The organism is Pseudomonas sp. RAC1 (genome assembly GCF_030658255.1).
Taxonomy (GTDB): domain Bacteria; phylum Pseudomonadota; class Gammaproteobacteria; order Pseudomonadales; family Pseudomonadaceae; genus Aquipseudomonas; species Aquipseudomonas boreofloridensis.
This window is the reverse complement of sequence record NZ_JAUTXS020000038.1, coordinates 520,635-542,793: the sequence shown is the minus strand read 5'-3', so window position 1 is coordinate 542,793 and position 22,159 is coordinate 520,635. Positions and strand designations below refer to the sequence as shown.

The window sequence follows — 22,159 nt, the reverse complement described above, 5'->3', positions numbered from 1 at the left end:
GTTCGCTATATATTCCGCTATATAACGATAACCCAAGGAGCTTCACCCATGCGTAGACCTTTTTTCCCTCTGACTGCCAGCGCACTGGCCAGCCTGTTGTGCGTCAACAGTGCCTGGGCCGACGAGGTCCAGGTCGCGGTGGCCGCCAACTTCACCGCGCCGATCCAGGCGATCGCCAAGGACTTCGAGAAGGATACCGGGCACACGCTCGTTGCAGCCTTTGGCGCCACCGGACAGTTCTACGCGCAGATCAAGAACGGCGCACCGTTCGAGGTGTTCCTGGCCGCCGATGACAGCACTCCAGCCAAGCTCGAGCAGGAAAAAGCGATCGTCGAAGGCTCGCGCTTCACCTATGCCATCGGCACACTGGCGCTGTGGTCTGCCAAGCCCGGCTATGTGGACGGCAAGGGCGAAGTGCTGAAGCAGAATGCGTTCAAGCATCTGTCCATCGCCAACCCGAAAACCGCTCCCTACGGTCTGGCGGCGACTCAGGTGCTGGATAAGCTCGGTCTCACCGCGGCCACCAAAGACAAGCTGGTCGAGGGGCAGAACATCACCCAGGCCTTCCAGTTCGTCTCCACCGGCAACGCCGAACTGGGCTTCGTCGCGTTGTCGCAGATCTACAAGGATGGCAAGGTCGACAGCGGCTCGGCCTGGATCGTGCCGGCCACTCTGCACGACCCGATTCGCCAGGACGCCGTCATTCTGGAAAAAGGCAAAGACAATCCGGCAGCCAAAGCGCTGGTCGAGTACCTGAAAGGACCTAAGGCCGCTGCGGTGATCACGTCTTACGGTTACGAAATCTGATGCCACTGGACGCCAGCGACCTCGGCGCGATCTGGTTGACGCTCAAGCTGGCCAGCCTCACCACGCTGATCCTGCTGCTGCTGGGTACGCCCATCGCCTGGTGGCTGGCGCGGACTCGATCCTGGTTACGCGGGCCGATTGGCGCGGTGGTGGCTCTGCCACTGGTGCTGCCGCCGACGGTGATCGGCTTCTACCTGCTGATCGCTCTCGGCCCACATGGCTGGCTGGGCCAGGCTACCCAGGCGCTGGGGCTGGGCACCGTGGTGTTCAGCTTTACCGGGCTGGTGATCGGCTCGGTGGTGTACTCCATGCCCTTCGTCGTGCAGCCCTTGCAGAACGCGTTCAGCGCCATCGGCCAGCGCCCACTGGAAGCGGCGGCAACCCTGCGCGCGGGCCCCTGGGACAGCTTCGTGCATGTGGTGCTGCCGCTGGCGAGACCAGGGTTCGTGACCGCCAGCATCCTGGGCTTTGCCCACACTGTGGGCGAGTTCGGCGTGGTGCTGATGATTGGCGGCAACATTCCCGACAAAACCCGCGTGGTCTCGGTGCAGATCTTCGACCACGTCGAGGCCATGGCTTATTCGCAAGCGCACTGGCTGGCCGGCGCCATGCTGGTGTTTTCCTTCCTGGTGTTGCTGATGCTCTACGCCGGCCGCCGTGGCAAAGCGACTTGGAGTTGAGATGAGCTCACGCTTGAAGGCGCGCCTGAAGCTCGCGCGCGACACATTCACGTTGGACGTCGACCTCGATCTGCCCAGCCGCGGCATCAGCGCCTTGTTCGGCCACTCCGGATCGGGGAAAACGTCCTGCCTTCGCTGCCTGGCCGGTCTGGAGCAAGCCGATGAGGCTTTCATCCAAGTCAATGGCGAGGTCTGGCACGACACCGAGCGTAACCTGTTCGTCCCACCCCACCGCCGCCCGCTGGGCTATGTGTTCCAGGAGCCCAGCCTGTTCCCGCACCTGTCGGTGCGCGGCAACCTGGCCTTCGGCTGGCGCCGAGTGGCGGCGAGTGAACGCAAGGTGGAGTTGGACCAGGCCTGCCAATTACTGGGTATCGGTCACCTGCTGGAGCGAAAACCGAGCACGCTGTCAGGCGGCGAGGCGCAGCGGGTCGGTATCGCCCGCGCACTGCTCAGCAGCCCACGCCTGCTATTGATGGATGAACCACTGGCCGCACTCGACGGGCCACGCAAGCGGGAAATTCTGCCCTATCTGGAGCGCCTGCACGACGAGCTGGACATCCCTGTGGTGTATGTCAGCCATGCCCAGGACGAAGTGGCGCGCCTGGCCGACCACTTGGTGTTGCTGGAGCAGGGCAAGGTCATGGCCAGCGGCCCGATTGGGCCGACGCTGGCGCGCTTGGATCTGTCGCTGGCTCAGAGTGAAGACGCCGGCGTCGTGCTCGAGGGGGTCGTGGTCGGTCATCAACCGGATTACGGCCTGTTCGACCTGCGCTTGCCCGGCGCGGTGGGCCCTACCTTGCGCATTGCCCACCAGCACCTGCAAGTCGGCAGCACGTTGCGACTGAAAGTCCAGGCGCGCGATGTGAGCCTCACCCTTGCCCAGGACACGACCTCTAGCATTCTCAACCGCTTGTCGGTGACCGTAGGTGAGTGCCGCGCCGCTGACAACCCTGCGCATGTCCTGGTCAGCCTCGATGCCGCCGGCAATCCGCTGCTGGCGCGCATCACCCGGTACTCCGCCGACCAACTTCACGTGCAGCCCGGACAGAGGCTGTGGGCGCAGATCAAGTCGGTGGCGCTATTGACCTGAGCAACTAGGTCACGCCCGTTGTCCACCGATCAGACGATTGGTCGATGGACGACGCCATGCCCGAGATCACCCTGCCCCGCACCCTGCACTACGTCGACGACACCCAGCCCGGCTTGAGCCGCAAGCGTTGGCGCGATCGCTTCATCTACCTGGACCCGAACGGTAACCGAGTCCGCGACAAGGAGGTGCTGGCGCGCATCGCAGCCCTGGTGATTCCCCCGGCTTACACTGATGTGTGGATCTGCCTGGACCCACAGGGCCACCTACAGGCCACCGGCCGCGATGCCCGTGGACGCAAGCAGTACCGCTACCACGTGCAATGGCGAACCTTGCGCGACGAACACAAGTACTCACGCATGCTGGCTTTCGCCCAGGCCTTGCCGAAATTGCGCAGGCAACTGGACGTGCATCTGTCACGCCCTGGCATGGATCGGGAAAAAGTCATGGCGCTGGTGGTCAGTCTGCTCGACAACACACTGATCCGTATCGGCAATCGCCAGTATCTGCGTGACAACAAATCCTACGGACTGACTACCCTGCGCAACCGCCATGTCGAGGTCAAGGGCAGCACCATTCGCTTCCAGTTCCGCGGCAAACGCGGGGTCGAACACAGCATCACGTTGCGCGACCGTCGCTTGGCACAACTGGTCAAGCGCTGCATGGAGCTGCCGGGCCAGGAGCTGTTCCAGTACGTGGACGACAGCGGCGAACGCCACCGCATCGGCTCAGCCGATATCAACCTGTTCCTCCAGCAACTGACCGGCGCCGACTTCACGGCCAAGGACTATCGCACCTGGGGCGGCAGCACCCTGGCGCTGAACTTGTTGCAGCCTCTGGCGTGGCAGCCGGAGACCGAGGCCAAGCGCCAGGTGACGACGATCGTGCGGGAAGTCGCCAGCCGATTGGGCAATACGCCAGCGGTCTGCCGCCGCTGCTATATCCATCCTGCGGTGCTGGAGCATTTTCATTTGGGTCGCCTGGCCGACCTGCCGCGCGTGCGGGCACGCAAGGACATGGAGCGCGAGGAGGTCGCCTTGCTCGGTTTTCTTCGGGCACTGGAGGCACTATGAAGTGCCATTGATTGCGACTATATCCAACATAAATCAGAGAAATTTCCCATAGACGCGCTGGCACCCTATTCTTGCCATCGAGCACCTTCGCCGGACTGATCCCATCAGGTCAAAACGGCACCTGCACCGAAGAACGCCTGGAGATTTCGCCTGAGCAGGAATTTATAGCGTACCAAAGCGTCTTTACTGAGAAGGAAGAGGGACTCGCTCCCACCGCCCTGGCAAATGCCTGGCGGATTTCTACATCACCAAGGAGAAGTACATGCTGATACTCACCCGCAAGGTTGGCGAGAGCATCGTCATCAACGATGACATCAAGGTCACGATTTTGGGCGTCAAGGGCATGCAAGTGAGAATCGGCATCGATGCACCGAAAGATGTCCAGGTGCACCGTGAAGAGATCTTCAAACGCATTCAAGCCGGCAGCCCTGCGCCAGAAAAAAACGACGACTCACACTGATCGCTCACCCAAGTCGCACGGACGCGCTTGCCGCTGCCCATGACCGCAGGACTCGACCTGCGGCTCAGGCAGAGGGATCAAGCCTGCAACAGCGCGCGAACCTTGGCGATCATCTTGTCCATGTCGAAGGGTTTGTCGAACACAGCCTCGAACAGCTCTGGCCGTACGCGTCCCTGGCTGGCCTGAGCACCACTCATCAGAATCACCGGTAGCCCGGTGAGGTGCAGCTCGTCGCGAATCGCTTGGGCCAGCTCCTCGCCATTGAGTACCGGCATCATGTAGTCGGTAATCACCAAGTCCACGGGACAGGCTCTCAGCGCATCGAGTGCCTTGCGTCCGTTGCTGGCCTTTTCCACCACGAACCCTTCCTCCTCCAGGGCAAAGCCCAGGATTTCAGCGATCAGGTATTCGTCATCGACGATCAGGATGGTGTTCATCGCCCGCCTCAGCGGTCCCCCGAGGCTGTTGCGGTACCCGACAGCACGCCCTGAGTGCCAACGAAGGCATTGCGCAAGGTTATACCTGTGGGCCCGATGGTCAGCTCGTGCAGTGACGGGTCATAGTGACTGTCACGCACCTTGAGAATCGAAAGCACGCGGCGCAGTTGCGAATCCAGTTCGACGAAGCGCATGAGCAGCAAATTGTCGACGATACTCGACAGATCCGGTGCCGGCGCGGTGATTTCCGAACCGAACAGGTCGCGCATTTCCCAGGTCAGCAGCACACTGACGCCCTGCGCACGCAGCTCTGCGGTCAATGCGCGGAAAAAACCATTGAGACGATTGGGGTCCGAGGCCAAACGACCGAAGGCGCCGAGGCTGTCGATCACCACGCGCCGGGCGCCGCATGCGCGCACCTGAGTCAGCAGGCGTGCGCCGACCTCGTCCAGCAAGCCTTCGGTAGTCGGCTGCCAGCTCAATAGCAGGGCCCCACGACGCTCCATCTCGACGAAGTCGTAGCCCAGCGAGCCCGCTTTCAAGCGCAAGCGAGCAGGCGTTTCATAGAAGCCAAAGTGCAACGCAGGCGCCTCTGGCGTGGCGGCGGCGAGAAACGCTAGCCCCAAGGACGACTTGCCCACCCCGGACGGGCCCATGACCAGGCTCACCGACCCTTCGGCCAAGCCGCCGCCGAGCATCTCGTCCAGCGTGCTCACGCCCGTGGTCACCCGCTTGAGCGTGGCCGAGCCCAAGTCGCTCGGATGGCTGTACAGCGCCTCCAGTCGCGGATAGACCTGCAGGCCGGCCTGGCTGATGCGGCATTCATGGCGGCCGGACAATGCGCCGCTGCCGCGGGTCTTGCGCAGTTGCACATGGCGCACCGCACGGCTGCCGTCGAGTTGTTCGCCCAGTTCGATGACGCCATCGACCATGGTGTGTTCTGGGCTGCCTTCCTCCAATCGAGCACTGGTCAGCAGCAGCACCGTGCAGCCGGCGAACGCTGCATGCCCCTGCAACTGCGCGACGAATTTCTTGGTATCCAGGCTGGTCTCGGCGCGCGAGCGCGCATTGAGCAGGCCGTCGACGATCAGCAGGCTGGCGCGTTGACGTACGATCTCCTGACGCAGCAGTCGCACCACGGCCTCCAGCCCCTCTTCCTGCAGCGTGTCGAAAGCGCTGAGGAACAGGATCTGATCGCCCACCAACGACGCGTCGAAGAACTCCAGCGTCGACAGGTACTGGAACAGGCGCTCGTGGGATTCGCTCAGCAACGTTGCCACCAGGACGCGGCCGCCCTGCGCCACATGACCGGTGGCGACCTGGTTGGCGAGGATGGTCTTGCCCGCGCCCGGCGGGCCCTGAACGATGTAGGAGGCACCGGCTACCAGGCCGCCCATGAGCAAGGCATCCAACCCGTCGATACCTGTGGCCAGCCGTTTGAGTGTTTCTACCATGACTCGCTAGCACCTCTGCTCTGAGGAGGGGATCGGGCTCGATGAAATCGGCAGGTACAGACTCATGCACGTACCCTGACCGACCGTGCTGGTCACGCTCACTGCACCACCGCTCTGCTTGGCGAAGCCATAGACCTGACTCAAGCCAAGTCCGGTGCCCTTGCCGAAGGCCTTGGTGGTGAAAAAAGGTTCGAAGATTCGCGGCAACACCTCAGGATCGATGCCCTGCCCGTCGTCTTCTACGTCGAAGCGCAGAAACGAGCCATGCAGACCTTCCACCTCCCCGCCCAGCACGACCTGCGACACGCCGAGCCGGACGCACCCCCGCTCGGCAATCGCATCGCGGGCGTTGAACACCAGATTGAGCAATACCATTTGCAACTGCCCAACATCCACGTCCATCTGCGGCAGGGCCTCGGCCACGCACGCACGCAGCGCGATGCTCTCGGGCAACGCGTGCTCGATCAGGTTGCAGGTGGAGGCGATCAGCTCGGCAGGTGCGATCAAGGTAGTGTTCAACTGGCGATGGCGGGCGAAACCAAGCAGCACCTGGGTCAACTGCGCGCCGCGCTGGCCTGCCTCGACGATATGCCCCAGCAAGCTGTCCACGCGCGCGGGATCTGCGCTGGCGCGTGCCAACCGGGCCGAGCCCAGGATGATGGTCAGCAGGTTATTGAAGTCGTGGGCCAGGCCTCCAGTGAGCTGGCCCAGCGCTTCGAGTTTCTGCGCATGGAACAGCTGGGCGCGCATGGCGTCGAGTTGCAGTGAGGATTCGCGCCGGTCGGAAATGTCACGCGTGACCTTTGCCAGGCCGATGACCTGACCCTGATCGTCGCGCACAACGTCCAGCGCCGTCAGCGCCCAGAACGGCGTGCCGTCCTTGCGCAGCCGCCAGCCCTCGTCTTGGGCCACCCCATGCTCAAGAGCCTGGTTCAGCAGCATGGCCGGCCGACCTTCGGCGCAGTCCTGGGCTGTGAAGAACAGCGAGAAATGCTGCCCGATCACCTCATCGGCGCGGTAGCCCTTTATGCGCTGCGCCCCCGGATTCCAGGACACCACGTAGCCTTCGGGATCGAGCATGTAGATGGCGTAATCGACCACTGCATGAACCAGACGCTCGTAGTGCTCGGCGGGCATGGTTGGCGAAGTGGGACGATCATTCGAAACCCTGTCATTGAAAACCATGCGAGCTCCATGAGCACGACCAGCAGCAGTGGAATTGAGCCTGGTTGATTGATCCAGTGTCCAATACATACAGCAATGACAGCAAGTCGGGATTTACCCTATAGTGCCCATGCCCTCATGCGCTTGTGGAGCCTGAATGACCACCAATTATCGGCTACTGAGTCTTCAGCGCGATCTGATGAACACCGCACAGCAGATCGACCAGCTGTGTCGAGGCTTGGAAGGCCATGCGCGCTTTCTGCGTCACTCGGTGCATCCCGAAGACGCCAATACCATGGGTGAACAGGTTCAGGAACTGCGCGACAGCGCGCAAGACATGCGCGGCATCGCTCACACCATCCATCCGTGAAACGGCCTGCGGTTGACTGACCTATAACGATGGGTTATAAAGCGCGCCTGATTGCTTGGCCCTTCAGCATTGAAGCGTGCCGGTCGAATGACCCGATCACCTGTGCGAGTGTGGTGGAATTGGTATACACAGCAGACTTAAAATCTGTCGGCGCAAGCCTTGTGGGTTCGAGTCCCACCACTCGCACCATCTCCCTCGTCCAAGGCGCCTGATCAGGCGCCTTTTTCGTGTCAGCGCTTGCGCTCAGTCATCCGGGTCATCGTGCCAGGCAGGATGGTTCTCTTCGTCGTCCAGGTCGTCGTCCGAGTCGTCGTCCTCAATATCGTCTTCCATCCCTTGGGCGTCGGCCTCCAATGGCTGAGCCTCGTAGAGGAATTCGTGATCGAGCAAGTGATCGTGCTCGGGCTCGGGGAGATCGTCTTCGTCGTGCATCGCTGGCTCCAGGTTCGAGGACGCTTGTATAGGCGTGTTGACCCCGCAGGTCAACCGTAGCCAGGGTTAACGTTGCCTTAACCGCCACGGGCTTATGGTGGTGCGGCTCCCTTCAGAACGTCTTGCCCGCCGCCACGGCGGGCTTTTTTGCTGTCTGCGTTCGTTAATTCAAACACGTGCTGAAACAGTCTGTGGACGCGGCTTTCACAAAATGCCGACATTCCCAGAGGCATAGTCACCTGGCTTCGATACGTTCTTCTGACCCGCCCACATGGCGGGTTTTCTTTTGGGGCTCGACAGCCCTCACGCCCCGTCTCCATTCATAGCCCTCAGCCATCAGTTGCGGTGCATTTACTCAGCACGTTCGCTACGATCGACCCTCGCCCGCCCATGATACTGAGTCGATGACCATGAAACTGCTTGCCGTGCTGATCCAGGTGCTACTCGTGCAGACGGATTGGCCGACACTGGAACGTCCCCGCCGCGTCTTCACCCGCGGATTCGTCGCCACCTGCCTGATGGTCGCCGTTATCGAATGGATGGTCTTGAGCGCACTGTTCAAGGGTTGAGCCCTACCTGCCATCACTGAGCAAGCGCACGTCGCCGGGCTGCCTGGAGGCTCGTCTACACTCAGCCCTGTCATCCACCGCAACCCAAGAGACGCTCATGAAACGACTCCACGCCCTGCTCACCGGGCTGCTGCTCGCGTTGGGCCTGGTCAGCACCGATGCCGTGGCCGCTGGCGAGCCAAACGCACCCATCCAGTTTGGCGCCATTGGCTGGGAAAGTGGCGCATTGACTACCGAGATCCTGCGCCTGATCGTCGAGAAGGGCTACGGCTACCCAACCGACACGCTGCCCGGCAGCACCGTGAGCATGGAAGTGGCGCTGGCGCGCAACGACCTTCAGGTGATTGCCGAAGAGTGGGCTGGGCGCAGTCCGGCCTGGGTCGAGGCCGAGAAAAAAGGCGAAGTGTTCGCGCTGGGTGATACGGTCAAGAATGCCGTCGAAGGCTGGTATGTCCCGGCTTACGTGATCAAGGGCGATCCGGCCCGTTCCATCGAAGCGGCGGCGCCGGATTTGAAAACCGTAGCCGACCTACAGCGCTACGCACAGGTGTTCAAGGACCCGGAAGCGCCCAAGCAAGGCCGCTTTCTCAACAGCCCCAGCGGCTGGACTTCGGAAATCGTCAACAGTCAAAAACTCAAGGCGTACAAGCTCGACGACCTCTACGTCAACTTCCGCACAGGCTCGGGCGCGGCGCTGGACGCAGAAATCAACTCGGCCATTCGTCGCGGGCGCCCCGTGCTGTTCTACTACTGGAGCCCCACCCCGCTGATGGGCCGCTACGATCTGGTGCGCCTCGAAGAGCCTCCCTTTGATCCCAAGGCGTGGGCCACATTGACCGATCCGAGCAACCCTAATCCTCAAGGCAGTGCTTCGCTCCCCACCAAACTGTCGATAGGCGTATCGAAAGCCTTCAAGAACCAGTACCCGGATTTGGTCGCGCTGTTCGAGCAGGTAGACTTGCCCATCGACATCCTCAACCAGGCGTTGGCCAAAATGAGCGAGAAGCGCCAGGACCCGCGCAAGGCGGCTGAAGCGTTTTTGAGCCAGCACCCCGCAATATGGCGCGCCTGGATGCCATCGCCAGTCGCGGACAAGGTCGCGGCAGCCCTGTAGCGCCGTGTAGGCAGGCAAAGAAATGTAACACCCTCCTCCTTGGAGCCGGCAGCGCCTGAGCTACGCTTGAGCCCATGTGATGCCGGGCCCCTCTGACGGTGCAAACCGCCATGTCGGAATCACTGTTGCCATGCAACGTCGACAATCAAGGAGGGGCTCATGACAGCTCTGCAGACATTCCTCACTTCTCCCCTGCTCGGCACCAGCACCTGGTTGTGGCTGGTGTTCGTCACCATCGTCATTGCCTTGCTGGTGCTGGACCTGGGCGTACTGCATCGGCAGGAACGTGAAATCGAGATGCGCGAAAGCCTGCTGCTGTACTCAGGCTACTTCAGCGTGGGCGTGCTGTTCGGTGTGTGGGTCTGGTTCCAGTTGGGCGCACAGTCGGCGCTGGAGTTCTATACCGGCTTTCTCGTCGAGCAATCGCTGTCGATGGACAATGTGTTCGTCATGGCGATGATCTTCAGCTTTTTCGCCATTCCCCGGCGCTACCAGCACCGAGTGCTGTTCTGGGGCATCATCGGCGTGGTCGTGCTCAGGGCGATCATGATCGGGGTGGGCGCAGCGCTGGTGCAGAACTTTGCCTGGGTGCTCTATCTGTTCGGCGCATTTCTGCTGTTCACAGGGATCAAGATGGCCTTGTCCAAGGAAGACAGCGAGCCTGACCTGGCTAACAATCCCATCCTGCGCTTCGTACGCAAGCATCTGCGGGTGACCGACCAGTTACACGGCAAGCGTTTCTTCGTCCGCCTGACGCCCCCGGGCCAGAGCAAAGCGCTGCGCTATGCGACACCGCTGTTCCTGGCCTTGGTCCTGATCGAACTGGCCGACCTGGTGTTCGCGGTAGACAGCGTACCGGCGATTTTCGCCATCACCCAGGACCCATTCATCGTCTACACCTCGAACATCTTCGCCATCCTCGGCCTGCGCTCGTTGTATTTCGCCCTGTCAGCGCTAATGCACCGCTTCATCTACCTCAAATATGCCTTGGCATTGGTGCTGATCTTCATCGGCTGCAAGATTTTCTACCATGGCCTGATCGGTGAAGTGCCCGCGCTGCTCTCGCTGGGGGTCACGCTCGGGCTGCTGCTGGGCGGGGTACTCCTGTCACTGTTCAAGACCCGGCATGATCGAGGCGACGGAGCCGCCGACAACGGCAAGCCCTCGTGAATCCGGATGGGCCTCGATGCGCACTGGAGACCTGTTCACTGGCTGCTGCGCAGCATCTCTCTGGGCACGTATTTGCCAACCTCGTACTTGCCGATGGCAGCCCGATGCACTTCATCCGGCCCATCGGCCAGGCGCAGGGTACGCTGCATGGCGTACATGTAGGCCAGCGGGAAGTCACCACTGACCCCAGCGCCGCCATGGATCTGTATGGCGCGATCGATCACGCGCAACGCCACATTCGGCGCCACCACCTTGATCTGGGCGATCTCGCTGCGCGCGACCTTGTTACCCACTGTGTCCATCATGTAGGCGGCCTTGAGGGTCAGCAGCCGCGCCATGTCGATCTCCATGCGCGAATCGGCGATCTTGTCGATATTGCCGCCCAGGCGTGCCAGCGGCTTACCGAACGCCGTACGCGCCACCGCACGTTTGCACATCAGCTCCAACGCTCGCTCGGCCATGCCCAGCGAGCGCATGCAGTGGTGTATGCGCCCCGGCCCCAGACGCCCCTGAGCAATCTCGAAGCCTCGGCCCTCACCGAGGATGACGTTTTCATAAGGCACGCGCACGTTGTCGAACAACACCTCGGCGTGGCCGTGCGGTGCATCGTCATAGCCGAACACCGGCAGCGGCCTGACGATCTTCACGCCTGGCGCATCGGTAGGCACCAGAACCATAGAGTGTTGCTGATGCCGCGGGCCGTCCGGGTTGGACAGCCCCATGAAGATCATCACCTTGCAGCGCGGATCACACGCGCCGGACGTCCACCACTTGCGCCCATTGATCAACCACTGATCACCCTCGCGCACAGCGGTGGCCGCCATGTTGGTGGCGTCCGAGGAGGCCACGTCAGGCTCGGTCATGGCGAAAGCCGAACGGATCTCGCCACGCAGCAACGGCTCCAGCCAGCGCTGCTGCTGGGCCGCAGTGCCATAGCGCACCAGGACTTCCATGTTGCCGGTATCGGGCGCCGAACAGTTGAACGGCTCCGGCCCCAACAGCGAGCGCCCCATGATCTCGGCCAGGGGGGCGTATTCCAGATTGGTCAGGCCTGCGCCGTAATGCGATTCCGGCAGGAACAGGTTCCACAACCCTTGCGCTTTGGCCTCGGCCTTCAGCGTCTCCATAATCGCAGTGGGTTGCCAGCGGTCGCCCTCGGCCACCTGACGCTCGAACTCCGCCTCGGCGGGGTACACGTGGGTGTCCATGAACGCGATAACGCGCTCGCGCAGCGCCTGGACCTTGGGCGTGTAGGCGAAATCCATAGAGAGGTTCCTGTACGCAATGGAATGACTGGGTTGCAGACTAGAGCAGCGAGATCCAATCCATCCAGTCTATTTTCACTGTGTATTAACATTCATAACCGATATATGATCCCGCCATAACATCAATCAAGAGCGGCGCACCATGAACCTCAGCAAGGTCGATCTCAACCTGTTCATCGTCTTCGACGCCATCTACACCGAGGCCAACCTGACGCGCGCCGGGCAGATCGTCGGCATTACCCAGCCAGCCGTGTCCAACGCCCTGTCACGCTTGCGTGAAACCTTCAACGACCCATTGTTCGTGCGCACCGCCCAAGGCATGGTGCCCACCCCCATGGCGCAGAACATCATCGGCCCGGTGCGCAATGCCCTGGCGCTGCTGCGCACGTCGGTGCAGGAGAGCCGGATCTTCAACCCGCAGCAAGCGAACAAGACCTTTCGCATCAGCATGACCGACCTGACCGAGGCCGTGATCCTGCCTCTGCTCTTTCAGCGCTTGCGCCGCCTGGCCCCCGCCGTGGTGATCGAAAGCTTCCTGGGTAAACGCCGAGAAACCACCAAGGAACTGGCAGCAGGACGTCTGGATTTCGCCGTGGATGCACCGCTGAATACCGACCCACAGGTGCGTCACGTCAAGTTGATGGAGGACCGCTACGTCTGCGCCATGCGCCAGGGCCATCCCCAGTCGGGTAGCACGTTGATCCTTGAGCACTATCTAGGCATGACCCACATCCACATTTCCAGCCGCCGCAATGGCTTGGGTTACGTCGACCTGGCATTGGGCAAGATGGGGGTGCAACGCAAGGTGGCCCTGCGCTCGCAGCACTACCTGATGGCGTCCCAAGTACTGCAGCAAACCGATATGGTCATGACCGTACCGGAACGTTTCGCCCGACGGCACCAATTACGCTACCTGTCTTTGCCCGTCGAGATTCCGCCGCTGGAAACGCACCTGTACTGGCACGAGAGCACAGATCAGGATCCCGCCAACCGCTGGATGCGCGAACAAATCATCGAGTTGTGTCAGCACGTGGTGGCGCAGGATGAACGAGCGCTTTCAGCAGGCCAGCCCGGAGATAACGATTAAATTTATTCTATGTACATCTATATATTTAGGAAATATTTCTATTGTAAGGCGGAAAACATAGAAAACATGAAAGATCGTTTCTAGGTCAGGGCCTAATATGACGGGTATCCCAGTAACCGTGTCGGATTCACTATGCCTGTCAGCCCACTCTATTTCGACTATGCCGCCACTACCCCGATCGATGATCAGGTCCTGGAAAGTATGCTGGCCTGCATGAGCCGCCATACGCACTTCGGCAACCCTGCTTCACGCGGCCACGCCTATGGACAAGCCGCCCGCGAACTGGTCGAGCAGGCGCGAGGACAAGTCGCCAGGCAACTCGGCGCGGCACCCGAGTCGATCGTATGGACCTCCGGGGCAACCGAGTCCAACAACCTTGCACTCAAAGGCATCTGTCATGGTGTGGATAAGCCAGGACACCTCGTCACCAGTCAGTTGGAGCACAAGGCGGTACTCGACACGGCCGCCTACCTTGAGCGCCAAGGTTGGACCGTCACACGCCTGGCACCGGATGACCGTGGGCTGATTCAACCTGAGGCCGTACGCGCGGCGCTGCGCCCCGACACTCGGCTCGTGTCACTGATGGCGGTGAACAACGAACTGGGCACTGTCACCGATTTCGCCCGCATCGGCCACTACGTAAGAGCGCACGGGGCGCTGCTGCATGTCGACGCCGCGCAGGCGGTGGGCAAGGTCGTGCTCGACGTCGAGCGCCAGGCCGTTGATCTGATGTCGGTGTCTGCGCACAAGGTCTACGGCCCCAAAGGCATTGGCGCTCTCTACGTCGGCGAGCGTGCGCGCCCGCTGCTGCACGCGCAGATGCACGGCGGCGGTCACGAAGGTGGAATGCGCTCTGGCACCCTGGCCACCCACCAGATCGTTGGCATGGGCAGCGCATTCGCCCTGGCGGGGCTGCTGGCCGAGGACGAACAACGTCGCATCCAGGCATTGTCACAGCGCTTGCGCAATGGGCTGCTGGGCCTGCCGGGCGTGGGTCTCAACGGCTGCGCCGAGCAGCGCATTGCACACACGCTGAACCTGTGTATTCAGGCCAAGGGTTTCAACGTCGAGGCACTGGCCTCGGAACTGGCGATCTCATCGACTTCGGCCTGCAACTCGGCCAGCAATGCAGCTTCGCATGTGCTGCTGGCGCTGGGCATGGGCGAGCAGCAGGCGCGCAGCAGCGTACGCATCAGCCTCGGGCGTTACAGCAGCGAGACGGACGTGGACAAAGCGATCGAGGTGTTCCGCCGCGTCATCATGGCTGGAGCGAGCGCACTGTGGTAACCGTCTGATCGTGTGCAGACTGGACCAGACGCTGCAACTCACGCCGAACCATGGCCACGAAAGGCGGCGAGTCCATCTGATAGAGCTGAGCCGCCACCCAGTCGAACCACGCACCCTGCATCGCCGAACGACAGTCCAGTAGCCGCTGCGCCTGTCGCACGGCTTCGGCCTGATGCCGCTGATGAAACGCAGCACGATCCAAGGGGCGAGATCGCGCTTCGCTCATTCGCTGGCCTTGAACGTGGTCAGCTCACCCTTGCGCCACTTGGCGACCTTGCCGGTCACGGCCTTGAGCAACTTGCCCAGGCCCTCGGTGATTGGCTGATGCGCGGCGAAGACCAGCATCACGCTGTGGCCGTCGCGAAAGACGATCCCTTCGCCTTCGGCAACCGAGACGAAGGCATAGTCGCCTACGCCATAGACGTTGAACTTGATTTCGCGAAAGCGCAGTTCGAGCTTACCGCCTTCGCGACTGGGCAATACCGCAGCCCTGAAGTGGTCGCCCACCTTGAGTTCCAAGTGTTGCTTGTCGTCCACCACCAATGCGCTGTCGGTATCGATCTCAGCCATGTACAGACCGTCGGGATTCTGCTCGGTGACATAGACGAAGCGGTTCTGAAAGAGTTTGACCAGCTTGCCGCGCAAGTCGCCCAAGGCGAACAGGGCGTGGGTATCCAGTGTACTGACTGCCAATGAAGTGATCCTCGAACCTAATGTTACCCGCCGCCATGCACGGCCGTGCAGGCATGACGCGGCGGCCATTTCAACGTGAAGTCTGAAAGGTTAGTGACATGATGTGCCCGACGTCTGTGAAGCTAGGCGATACGAAGAGCAGGATTCTTTACCCTGAATCGCCAGCAGACTCCCCAGAAAACGCTTCATGCCGGTCCCACAGGGGAACCAGCACCGTCTGACAACAACGCCGCTGGAAAAGATGCAATAGATAGCGTCAGGCCCTCGGCAGATCGGGCCCTGCAACGTATCCGCGCATTTACAGGGGAAGGAATATGCACGAAAACACCGAAATCCGTCGAGAGGTCTCGAGTATTTCTTACATGCAGCAACTGACGAATACCCTGCGGTTCGTCGTTGTCCCGGCCGGAATACAGTTCTTTCACGTCACAGACCGTACTACCGGCAGGGTCAAAGGTTTCCGCCGCAGCCACCTGGAAGCCTGTGCACTGGCCCGTCTGTTGGACGGCTGTGCAGCGTGAAGCCTGCACTGCGCGCGGCGGCAAACGGCTGAAAATGCAAAAGGCCCTGCGCGTAAGCTGCAGGGCCTTGTTGCTGAACGCCTCGATCAGATCTGCCGCTGGTGGCGATCCAACTGCTCGTGGCGTTCCTGGGCTTCGATGCAGTACTTGGTGGTTGGACTGATCAACAGGCGCTGCAGACCAATCGGCTCGCCACTGTCATCGCACCAACCGAAGCTTTCGTCGGCGATGCGACCCAGGGCCATCTCCAACTGCGGCAGCAGGCGCTGATCGCGCTCGATGGCATTGACCAACCAGTGACGCTCTTCCTCGACCGAGGCGACGTCGGCGGGATCGGATGGCGTATCCAGGCTTTCGATGGTCGCGCGGCTCAGCTCGATACGCTCGTGGGTCTCGACTTTCATCGCTTGCAACATCGCGGTGAAGTACGCGAGCTGATCGGCATTCATGTAGTCATCGGCCGACATGGCCAGCAACTGTTCCTTGGTCATCGAATTCTCTATGAAAAAATGTGCATTTGGGCGATTCGGGTACCACCGGCGATGGCACGCCGATGACGGAATTCTTCAAGCGCCAACCGGCACTCTTTTGCAGGGGGCGGCAGTCTAAGGTGCCAAGCCCCGGGGGGCAACAGCCAGCGTGGGGAATTTGCCTGAAACGGCAAGGAATCCGCCGGCCGGGCTGTCGATCGGCCACTGCCGGACAGGGCAAGGCGCGCTGGCCACGGGCGTACTATGCAGCAACTCGACAGCCCCGACCAGTCGGCCATGCGACGCGGGCGGGCGCACCGCCGTCGCCCGCCACGCGCCCAATGTGTTCAGCGGTCCTTGAACTGCGCCTCGCGCTTGGCAATGAACGCGGCCATGCCCTCCTTCTGGTCTTCGGTGGCAAAGGCCGCGTGGAACACCCGACGCTCGAAGCGCACGCCCTCGCTCAAGGTGACCTCGAAGGCGCGGTTGACGCTTTCCTTGACCATCATGCTCATCGGAATCGACTTGCTGGCGATGCTTGCCGCGACCTTGAGCGCTTCTTCCAACAGCTCGGCCTGGGGCACCACACGTGCCACCAGCCCTGCCCGTTCGGCCTCCTCGGCGCCCATCAGGCGACCGGTCAGGCACAGCTCCATGGCCTTGGCCTTGCCCACCGCGCGGGTCAGACGCTGGGTACCGCCCATGCCGGGCAGCACACCCAGGTTGACTTCCGGCTGACCGAACTTGGCAGTGTCCGCTGCCAGGATGAAGTCGCACATCATGGCCAACTCGCAACCGCCGCCCAGGGCGAAGCCAGAGACTGCCGCGATGATCGGCTTGCGTCGGTTGGCAATGCGGTCGGCATCGCTGAACAGGTCGTCGACGTAGATCTGCGGGTAGCTCAGCTCGGCCATCTCCTTGATGTCGGCGCCGGCAGCGAACGCCTTGGCCGAGCCGGTAATCACCACACAGCCGATGTTCGGATCGTGCTCGAGCTGGTCCAAGGCCTGGTTGACCTCGGCGACGATCTGCGCGTTCAGGGCATTGAGCGCCTGGGGACGATTGAGCGTGATCAGCCCGACTTTGCCGTGGATGTCCAGCAGGATTGTTTCGAATGCCATGCAAGCTGCTCCTTCAAAGGTTGCGCGCAATGACCATGCGCTGAATGTCACTGGTGCCTTCGTAGATCTGGCACACCCGCACGTCGCGGTAGATACGCTCCAGCGGGAAGTCTTTCAGATAGCCATATCCACCGAGCGTCTGCAAGGCGTCGGAGCAGACCTTCTCAGCCATTTCCGAAGCGAACAGCTTGGCCATCGACGCCTCGACCAATGCGGGGCGCCCGGCATCGCGCATGGCGGCGGCATGCAGCACCATCTGCCGGGCCACGGCGATGCGCGTGGCCATGTCGGCCAGGCGGAAAGCCACGGCCTGGTGTTCGAGCAGCGGCTTACCGAAACTGTGCCGTTCGCGTGCATAGTCACGGGCCACCTCGAACGCGGCGCGGGCCATGCCTACGGCCTGTGCGGCGATGCCGATGCGTCCGCCCTCCAGGTTGGCCAACGCGATGCGATAGCCCTCACCCTCCTCGCCCAGGCGATTGGCCACTGGCACCTTCACATTATCGAAAACGATCTGACAGGTGTCCGAGGCGTGCTGGCCGAGCTTGTCCTCGACCCGCGCCACCTGATAACCCGGCGCGTCAGTGGGCACGATGAAGGCGCTGATACCGCGCTTGCCGGCCTCGGGGTCGGTGACGGCGAACACGATCACCACCCCGGCGTTCTGGCCCGAGGTGATGAACTGCTTGCTGCCGCTCAATACATAATGATCGCCGTCGCGGCGGGCACGGGTTTTCAGGCTGCTGGCGTCGGAGCCCGCCTGCGGCTCGGTCAGGGCGAAAGCCCCAAGCATGCTGCCGCTGGCCAGCGGGACAAGGAATTGCGCTCTCTGCTCATCGGTGCCGAAGCGCAGGATTGGTACGCATCCCACCGAGTTGTGCACGCTCATGATGGTCGAACAGGCGCCGTCGCCGGCGGCGATCTCCTCCAGCGCCAGGGCATAAGCGACATAACCGGTGTCGCTTCCCCCCCACTGCTCCGGCACCAGCATGCCGAACAGGCCCAGCCCGGCCATTTCCTCGATGGCCTCGCGCGGGAAGCGATGCGCCTTGTCCCATTGTTCAGCGAACGGCTTGAGCCGCTCCTGAGCGAAGTCCTTCACCGCGTCGGCGATCTGTTGTTGCTCGTCAGTTACCAGCATGGTTCACCTCAGTACAGGCATTCGACCGCCATCGCCGTGGCTTCGCCGCCGCCGATGCAGATGGCCGCGATGCCGCGGCGCAGGTTGTTCTGGCGCAACGCCCAGAGCAAGGTCACCAGAATGCGCGCGCCCGACGCGCCGATGGGGTGACCCAGGGCACAGGCGCCGCCATGGATATTGACCTTGTCGCGGGGCAGGTCCAGATGCTTCATGGCCGCGAGCGTCACCACGGCAAAGGCTTCGTTGATCTCGAACAGGTCCACTTCGGCCAGGCGCCAGCCGGTGCGTTCGACCAGCCGCTCGATGGCCCCGATCGGCGCGGTGGGAAACAGCGCCGGACTGTCGGCAAACGCCGCATGCCCGTGGACCACTGCCAGCGGTTGCAGGCCCCGTTTCTCGGCCTCGCTGCGACGCATCATCACCAGCGCCGCTGCGCCGTCGGAAATGGAACTGGAGTTCGCCGCCGTGACCGTACCGCCGTCGCGAAAGGCTGGCTTGAGCTGAGCGATCTTGTCCAGACGTGCCTTGGGCGGCTGCTCGTCGTGCTCCACCAGACGTTTCTGTTTGCCGTCGGTCACCTCCACCGCAACGATCTCATCAGCGAAACGGCCGTGGTCGATCGCCGCTTGTGCACGGGTCAGCGAGTCGATGGCGAAGGCATCCTGCGCCTGGCGATCGAAGCCGTTGGCCTGGGCGCAGTCCTCGGCGAAGGTGCCCATCAAACGGCCCTTGTCGTAGGCGTCCTCCAGACCATCGAGAAACATGTGGTCGAGGATCCGGCCATGCCCCATGCGGTAACCGGCCCGCGCCTTGTCCAGCAGATACGGCGCATTGCTCATGCTTTCCATGCCACCGGCCACCACCACCTCGGCACTGCCGGCCGACAACAGGTCATGGGCCAAAATGGCCGCCTGCATGCCAGAGCCACACATCTTGTTCAAGGTGGTGCAGGTGGTGTGCTTGTCCAGACCGGCGCCCAGGGCAGCCTGTCGCGCCGGTGCCTGGCCGAGCCCGGCGGGCAGCACGCAGCCGAACAGCACCTGCTCGACACTGTCGGGTTGCAGGCCGGCGCGCTCCACGGCGGCGCGGATCGCGGCACTGCCCAATTGCGGCGCCGTGAGGCTCTTCAGATCGCCCTGCAGCCCGCCCATGGGCGTACGCACGGCACTGACGATGACGATGGGATCGTTGGCGAGGGCCATGTAGCGTTCTCCTTATCTGGCAGCCATGCGCAGCGCGCCGTCGAGGCGAATCACCTCGCCGTTGAGCATGCTGTTCTCAATGATGTGTCGGACCAGCGCAGCGTACTCATCTGGCCGCCCCAGGCGTGGCGGGAATGGCACGCCAGCGGCCAGCGAGTCGCGGACCGGCTGGGTCATGCCGGCCATCATCGGTGTTTCGAAGATGCCCGGGGCAATGGTCATCACGCGGATGCCGAAGCGCGCCAGCTCGCGCGCTGCGGGCAAGGTCAGGCTGGCCACCGCCCCCTTCGAGGCGGCATAGGCTGCCTGGCCGATCTGGCCATCATAGGCGGCCACGGACGCCGTGTTGATGATGACGCCACGCTCGCCGCCGTCATCGGCAGGGCTTTCACTGATGGCCGCAGCGGCCAGGCGCAGCATGTTGAAGCTGCCGATGAGGTTGACGCTGACCACCTTGGCGAAGCTGGCCAGGGCATGCGGCCCCTCCTTGCCCAAGACCTTCTCGGCGCCGACGATACCGGCGCAGTTGACCAGCCCTTGCAGGCTACCGAACGCGTTCACTGCTGCCGCTACGGCGGCCTGCGCCGCCTGCTCGTCACTGATGTCGGCCACCGCGAAACGGGCATTGTCACCCAGTTCGCGCGCCTTGGCCTCGACCGCCTGGGCATTGAGATCGACCAGCATCACGCGGGCGCCTGCCTCCACCAGCGATTGCGCGGTGGCCGCACCCAGGCCCGAAGCGGCGCCGGTGACGATGAAATGGGAGTTCTTGAGGTTCATGGATAGCTTCCTTCAGGCGCTGGCAGCGGGGGTCTGCGCAGCCTGTTGCTTGGCGATTTCCTGGTTGCGCAGGATGAAGCGTTGCAGCTTGCCGCTGGGGGTCTTGGGCAGCTCTGCGACGAATTCGATTTCGCGTGGGTAGGCGTGGGCGTAAAGCCGCTGACGCACATGCTGACGCAGGGTTTCCTCGAGTTCCGGGCTCGGGCCATGGCCCGCGCTCAACACCACGAATGCCTTGATCAGCTCGGTGCGCTCAGGATCGGGCTTACCGATCACGGCGGCCTCGACCACCGCCGGGTGCTCGATCAGCGCGCTTTCCACATCGAACGGGCCGACGCGATAGCCGGAGGTGGTGATCACATCGTCGTTGCGCCCGACGAAGCTGATGCTGCCGTCGGGGTTGAGCTCGACGGTGTCGCCGGACAAGTAGTACTTGCCGACGAAGGCTTTGGTCGGCACCCCGTGATAGCCGTCGAACCAGCACAGCGGCGATTGCTCGCGGTCCACCGCCAGCACGCCGGGTTGGCCCGCCGCCAACTCGTTGCAGGCCTCGTCCAGCACCACGATGCGATGCCCCGGCACGGCGTAGCCGGCCGATCCCATGTGGACCGGGTGGGCCAGACCGTGGTGGTTGCACAACACCATGCCCAGCTCGGTCTGCCCGTAGTGGTCATGGATGGTCACGCCCAGTTCGTCGGCGAACCAGCGGATCACCTCGGGATTGAGCGGTTCGCCAGCACTGCTGACCACGCGCAAACGCCCTTTGATCGGCGCCGAAAAGGCGCTGCCAGCCGCGATCAGCAGGCGATAAGCCGTGGGCGACCCGGCCAGGTTGCTGATGCCCAGCTTGTCGATTACCCGCGCGCAGCTCTCGACGCTGAATGGACCATCGTAGAACGTGGTGGCATGCCCCAGGGCCAGCGGGCCGGTAACCGCGTAGTAGAGTCCATAGGCCCAGCCAGGATCGGCCAGGTTCCAGAAGTTGTCCTCCGGGCGCAGGTCGATGGCCTCGCGCATGTAGCCCTGGAACGCCACGATGGCGCGCAGCGGCACCTCCAGCGGCTTGGCAGGGCCGGTAGTACCGGAGGTGAACATCAGCAGGAAGGGATCATCGCCGCTGCGCATCACCGCCTCGCGCAGGGGCTCGGCGGCGTCGCGCAATTGGGCGAAGTCGGGCTCGCCCGCCGCAGCGCCCACGGTGATGATTGCCGGCTCGCACGACAGTCCGTCGAGCTTGGGGCGGTTGTGCCGATCGGTCACCACCACACGGGCATGAGACTGCTCCAGGCGGTGCTCGATGGCCTTGGGCCCGAAGGCCGTGAACAGCGGTTGATAGACCGCCCCCAGGCGCCAGGTGGCCAGGATGGTCACCAGCAACTCGACCGTGCGCGGCATCAGCCCGGCGACACGGTCGCCGGCGCCGACCCCGCGATCCTTGAGCACCGTGGCAAAACGCTGCGACTGCACCTGCAACTGTTCGAAACTGTAGCGACGGGTAGTGCCGTCGCGGTCCTCGCAAATCAGCGCGATCCGGTCGGCACCGACGTGTCGATCACAGCATTCGAGACAGGCATTGAGACGCTGGAGGGTGCCGTGCAAGGCCTCCTCGGCCGTTTGGGCATAGTCGAAGGCGCGCACGGCTTCGGCATGGTCACGCATCGTCGGACTCCTGTTGTTGTTATGGGAGCAAGAGACATGGGGTCCGACGATGTTGGCGCTGCCAGCCAGGGCCGACAATGGCCAAAGCTGTCAATGTGGTTGAACGTTATGGC

The 22,159-nt window shown here is 62.6% G+C and carries 24 protein-coding genes and 1 tRNA gene; 12 read left to right on the top strand and 13 right to left on the bottom strand.

The window, feature by feature from the left end; all coding sequences use genetic code 11:
* The first annotated feature begins 48 nt into the window (after positions 1–48).
* The 5 genes from modA (at position 49) to csrA (ending at position 4,110) form a co-directional block, all read left to right on the top strand.
* The gene (gene modA / locus Q7C30_RS19765; RefSeq protein WP_317872476.1) at positions 49–807 is read left to right on the top strand and encodes a molybdate ABC transporter substrate-binding protein; all 759 of its coding nucleotides are present in this window, start codon (positions 49–51) and stop codon (positions 805–807) included.
* The gene (gene modB, locus Q7C30_RS19760; protein ID WP_039578497.1) at positions 807–1,487 is read left to right on the top strand and encodes a molybdate ABC transporter permease subunit; all 681 of its coding nucleotides are present in this window, start codon (positions 807–809) and stop codon (positions 1,485–1,487) included. Before modA ends, modB begins: the two co-directional genes overlap by 1 nt.
* 1 nt (position 1,488) lies before the next feature.
* Positions 1,489–2,580, top strand: coding sequence for a molybdenum ABC transporter ATP-binding protein (gene modC, locus Q7C30_RS19755; RefSeq protein ID WP_317872475.1), 1,092 nt, complete (start codon positions 1,489–1,491; stop codon positions 2,578–2,580).
* A gap of 56 nt (positions 2,581–2,636) precedes the next feature.
* On the top strand, positions 2,637–3,650 hold the full coding sequence (locus Q7C30_RS19750; protein ID WP_317872474.1) for a DNA topoisomerase IB: 1,014 nt from the start codon (positions 2,637–2,639) through the stop codon (positions 3,648–3,650).
* A gap of 262 nt (positions 3,651–3,912) precedes the next feature.
* A complete protein-coding gene (csrA, locus tag Q7C30_RS19745) occupies positions 3,913–4,110 on the top strand; it encodes a carbon storage regulator CsrA (protein ID WP_029612328.1) in 198 nt (65 codons plus the stop codon).
* A gap of 77 nt (positions 4,111–4,187) precedes the next feature.
* On the opposite strand, the gene Q7C30_RS19740 is transcribed toward csrA, so the two are convergent.
* The 3 genes from Q7C30_RS19740 to Q7C30_RS19730 are packed head-to-tail and all read right to left on the bottom strand — an operon-like array spanning position 4,188 to position 7,138.
* Positions 4,188–4,547 carry a response regulator gene (locus Q7C30_RS19740; protein WP_317872473.1) on the bottom strand — a complete coding sequence of 120 codons (360 nt, stop codon included), beginning with the start codon at positions 4,545–4,547 and terminating at the stop codon, positions 4,188–4,190.
* Positions 4,548–4,555: 8 nt separating this feature from the next.
* Entirely contained in the window at positions 4,556–6,001 is a 1,446-nt protein-coding gene (locus Q7C30_RS19735) for an ATPase domain-containing protein (RefSeq protein WP_317872472.1), read from the bottom strand.
* Between the two features lie 6 nt (positions 6,002–6,007).
* Positions 6,008–7,138 (bottom strand): ATP-binding protein, encoded by a 1,131-nt coding sequence (locus Q7C30_RS19730; RefSeq protein ID WP_317872570.1) that lies wholly within the window; start codon positions 7,136–7,138, stop codon positions 6,008–6,010.
* Positions 7,139–7,322: 184 nt separating this feature from the next.
* On the opposite strand from Q7C30_RS19730, the gene Q7C30_RS19725 reads away from it, so the two are divergent.
* A complete protein-coding gene (locus tag Q7C30_RS19725) occupies positions 7,323–7,535 on the top strand; it encodes a hypothetical protein (protein ID WP_029612330.1) in 213 nt (70 codons plus the stop codon).
* A 104-nt stretch (positions 7,536–7,639) separates the two neighbouring features.
* A tRNA-Leu gene (locus Q7C30_RS19720) sits at positions 7,640–7,724 on the top strand.
* A 54-nt stretch (positions 7,725–7,778) separates the two neighbouring features.
* Here the strand turns inward: Q7C30_RS19720 and Q7C30_RS19715 are convergent.
* Positions 7,779–7,967, bottom strand: a complete 189-nt coding sequence (locus Q7C30_RS19715) for a hypothetical protein (RefSeq protein WP_317872471.1) — start codon at positions 7,965–7,967, stop codon at positions 7,779–7,781.
* 404 nt (positions 7,968–8,371) lie between these two features.
* Here Q7C30_RS19715 and Q7C30_RS19710 point away from each other — a divergent pair, with 404 nt between their 5' ends.
* The 3 genes from Q7C30_RS19710 to Q7C30_RS19700 all read left to right on the top strand — a co-directional run bounded on the left by Q7C30_RS19710 (position 8,372) and on the right by Q7C30_RS19700 (position 10,820).
* Positions 8,372–8,536 (top strand): hypothetical protein, encoded by a 165-nt coding sequence (locus Q7C30_RS19710; protein ID WP_155290531.1) that lies wholly within the window; start codon positions 8,372–8,374, stop codon positions 8,534–8,536.
* Positions 8,537–8,633: 97 nt separating this feature from the next.
* Entirely contained in the window at positions 8,634–9,650 is a 1,017-nt protein-coding gene (locus Q7C30_RS19705; protein WP_317872470.1) for an ABC transporter substrate-binding protein, read from the top strand.
* A 159-nt stretch (positions 9,651–9,809) separates the two neighbouring features.
* Positions 9,810–10,820 (top strand): TerC family protein, encoded by a 1,011-nt coding sequence (locus Q7C30_RS19700; RefSeq protein WP_317872469.1) that lies wholly within the window; start codon positions 9,810–9,812, stop codon positions 10,818–10,820.
* 35 nt (positions 10,821–10,855) lie between these two features.
* Here the strand turns inward: Q7C30_RS19700 and Q7C30_RS19695 are convergent, their stop codons facing one another.
* Complete coding sequence (locus Q7C30_RS19695) at positions 10,856–12,085, bottom strand: acyl-CoA dehydrogenase (protein ID WP_295482854.1); 1,230 nt, start codon at positions 12,083–12,085, stop codon at positions 10,856–10,858.
* A 142-nt stretch (positions 12,086–12,227) separates the two neighbouring features.
* Here Q7C30_RS19695 and Q7C30_RS19690 point away from each other — a divergent pair, with 142 nt between their 5' ends.
* Positions 12,228–13,172 carry a LysR family transcriptional regulator gene (locus Q7C30_RS19690; protein WP_317872468.1) on the top strand — a complete coding sequence of 315 codons (945 nt, stop codon included), beginning with the start codon at positions 12,228–12,230 and terminating at the stop codon, positions 13,170–13,172.
* A 132-nt stretch (positions 13,173–13,304) separates the two neighbouring features.
* Positions 13,305–14,459, top strand: coding sequence for an aminotransferase class V-fold PLP-dependent enzyme (locus Q7C30_RS19685; protein WP_029612334.1), 1,155 nt, complete (start codon positions 13,305–13,307; stop codon positions 14,457–14,459).
* Here Q7C30_RS19685 and Q7C30_RS19680 read toward each other — a convergent pair.
* The 8 genes from Q7C30_RS19680 to Q7C30_RS19645 all read right to left on the bottom strand — a co-directional run bounded on the left by Q7C30_RS19680 (position 14,431) and on the right by Q7C30_RS19645 (position 22,046).
* A complete protein-coding gene (locus tag Q7C30_RS19680; protein ID WP_317872467.1) occupies positions 14,431–14,685 on the bottom strand; it encodes a hypothetical protein in 255 nt (84 codons plus the stop codon). The two genes, Q7C30_RS19685 and Q7C30_RS19680, sit on opposite strands and share 29 nt — an antisense overlap.
* Positions 14,682–15,152: a hypothetical protein gene (locus Q7C30_RS19675; RefSeq protein WP_039578521.1), complete on the bottom strand. Its 471-nt coding sequence runs from the start codon at positions 15,150–15,152 to the stop codon at positions 14,682–14,684. The genes Q7C30_RS19680 and Q7C30_RS19675 overlap by 4 nt, the downstream gene beginning before the upstream one ends.
* A gap of 607 nt (positions 15,153–15,759) precedes the next feature.
* A complete protein-coding gene (locus Q7C30_RS19670) occupies positions 15,760–16,164 on the bottom strand; it encodes a TraR/DksA C4-type zinc finger protein (RefSeq protein WP_029612337.1) in 405 nt (134 codons plus the stop codon).
* Positions 16,165–16,490: 326 nt separating this feature from the next.
* Entirely contained in the window at positions 16,491–17,264 is a 774-nt protein-coding gene (locus tag Q7C30_RS19665; RefSeq protein WP_317872466.1) for an enoyl-CoA hydratase, read from the bottom strand.
* Positions 17,265–17,277: 13 nt separating this feature from the next.
* Entirely contained in the window at positions 17,278–18,405 is a 1,128-nt protein-coding gene (locus tag Q7C30_RS19660; protein WP_295482924.1) for an acyl-CoA dehydrogenase, read from the bottom strand.
* Positions 18,406–18,413: 8 nt separating this feature from the next.
* Positions 18,414–19,607, bottom strand: a complete 1,194-nt coding sequence (locus Q7C30_RS19655; protein WP_317872465.1) for an acetyl-CoA C-acyltransferase — start codon at positions 19,605–19,607, stop codon at positions 18,414–18,416.
* Between the two features lie 12 nt (positions 19,608–19,619).
* On the bottom strand, positions 19,620–20,387 hold the full coding sequence (locus Q7C30_RS19650) for an SDR family NAD(P)-dependent oxidoreductase (protein WP_317872464.1): 768 nt from the start codon (positions 20,385–20,387) through the stop codon (positions 19,620–19,622).
* Between the two features lie 12 nt (positions 20,388–20,399).
* Entirely contained in the window at positions 20,400–22,046 is a 1,647-nt protein-coding gene (locus Q7C30_RS19645) for an AMP-binding protein (protein ID WP_317872463.1), read from the bottom strand.
* Positions 22,047–22,159 lie beyond the last annotated feature (113 nt).

Bases quoted from the DNA above. Each gene is read 5' to 3' on its own strand.
- modA (WP_317872476.1), top strand. From the start codon at position 49: ATGCGTAGACCTTTTTTCCCTCTGACTGCCAGCGCACTGGCCAGCCTG.
- modB (WP_039578497.1), top strand. From the start codon at position 807: ATGCCACTGGACGCCAGCGACCTCGGCGCGATCTGGTTGACGCTCAAG.
- modC (WP_317872475.1), top strand. From the start codon at position 1,489: ATGAGCTCACGCTTGAAGGCGCGCCTGAAGCTCGCGCGCGACACATTC.
- Q7C30_RS19750 (WP_317872474.1), top strand. From the start codon at position 2,637: ATGCCCGAGATCACCCTGCCCCGCACCCTGCACTACGTCGACGACACC.
- csrA (WP_029612328.1), top strand. From the start codon at position 3,913: ATGCTGATACTCACCCGCAAGGTTGGCGAGAGCATCGTCATCAACGAT.
- Q7C30_RS19740 (WP_317872473.1), bottom strand. From the start codon at position 4,547: ATGAACACCATCCTGATCGTCGATGACGAATACCTGATCGCTGAAATC.
- Q7C30_RS19735 (WP_317872472.1), bottom strand. From the start codon at position 6,001: ATGGTAGAAACACTCAAACGGCTGGCCACAGGTATCGACGGGTTGGAT.
- Q7C30_RS19730 (WP_317872570.1), bottom strand. From the start codon at position 7,138: ATGCCCGCCGAGCACTACGAGCGTCTGGTTCATGCAGTGGTCGATTAC.
- Q7C30_RS19725 (WP_029612330.1), top strand. From the start codon at position 7,323: ATGACCACCAATTATCGGCTACTGAGTCTTCAGCGCGATCTGATGAAC.
- Q7C30_RS19715 (WP_317872471.1), bottom strand. From the start codon at position 7,967: ATGCACGACGAAGACGATCTCCCCGAGCCCGAGCACGATCACTTGCTC.
- Q7C30_RS19710 (WP_155290531.1), top strand. From the start codon at position 8,372: ATGACCATGAAACTGCTTGCCGTGCTGATCCAGGTGCTACTCGTGCAG.
- Q7C30_RS19705 (WP_317872470.1), top strand. From the start codon at position 8,634: ATGAAACGACTCCACGCCCTGCTCACCGGGCTGCTGCTCGCGTTGGGC.
- Q7C30_RS19700 (WP_317872469.1), top strand. From the start codon at position 9,810: ATGACAGCTCTGCAGACATTCCTCACTTCTCCCCTGCTCGGCACCAGC.
- Q7C30_RS19695 (WP_295482854.1), bottom strand. From the start codon at position 12,085: ATGGATTTCGCCTACACGCCCAAGGTCCAGGCGCTGCGCGAGCGCGTT.
- Q7C30_RS19690 (WP_317872468.1), top strand. From the start codon at position 12,228: ATGAACCTCAGCAAGGTCGATCTCAACCTGTTCATCGTCTTCGACGCC.
- Q7C30_RS19685 (WP_029612334.1), top strand. From the start codon at position 13,305: ATGCCTGTCAGCCCACTCTATTTCGACTATGCCGCCACTACCCCGATC.
- Q7C30_RS19680 (WP_317872467.1), bottom strand. From the start codon at position 14,685: ATGAGCGAAGCGCGATCTCGCCCCTTGGATCGTGCTGCGTTTCATCAG.
- Q7C30_RS19670 (WP_029612337.1), bottom strand. From the start codon at position 16,164: ATGACCAAGGAACAGTTGCTGGCCATGTCGGCCGATGACTACATGAAT.
- Q7C30_RS19665 (WP_317872466.1), bottom strand. From the start codon at position 17,264: ATGGCATTCGAAACAATCCTGCTGGACATCCACGGCAAAGTCGGGCTG.
- Q7C30_RS19660 (WP_295482924.1), bottom strand. From the start codon at position 18,405: ATGCTGGTAACTGACGAGCAACAACAGATCGCCGACGCGGTGAAGGAC.
- Q7C30_RS19655 (WP_317872465.1), bottom strand. From the start codon at position 19,607: ATGGCCCTCGCCAACGATCCCATCGTCATCGTCAGTGCCGTGCGTACG.
- Q7C30_RS19650 (WP_317872464.1), bottom strand. From the start codon at position 20,387: ATGAACCTCAAGAACTCCCATTTCATCGTCACCGGCGCCGCTTCGGGC.
- Q7C30_RS19645 (WP_317872463.1), bottom strand. From the start codon at position 22,046: ATGCGTGACCATGCCGAAGCCGTGCGCGCCTTCGACTATGCCCAAACG.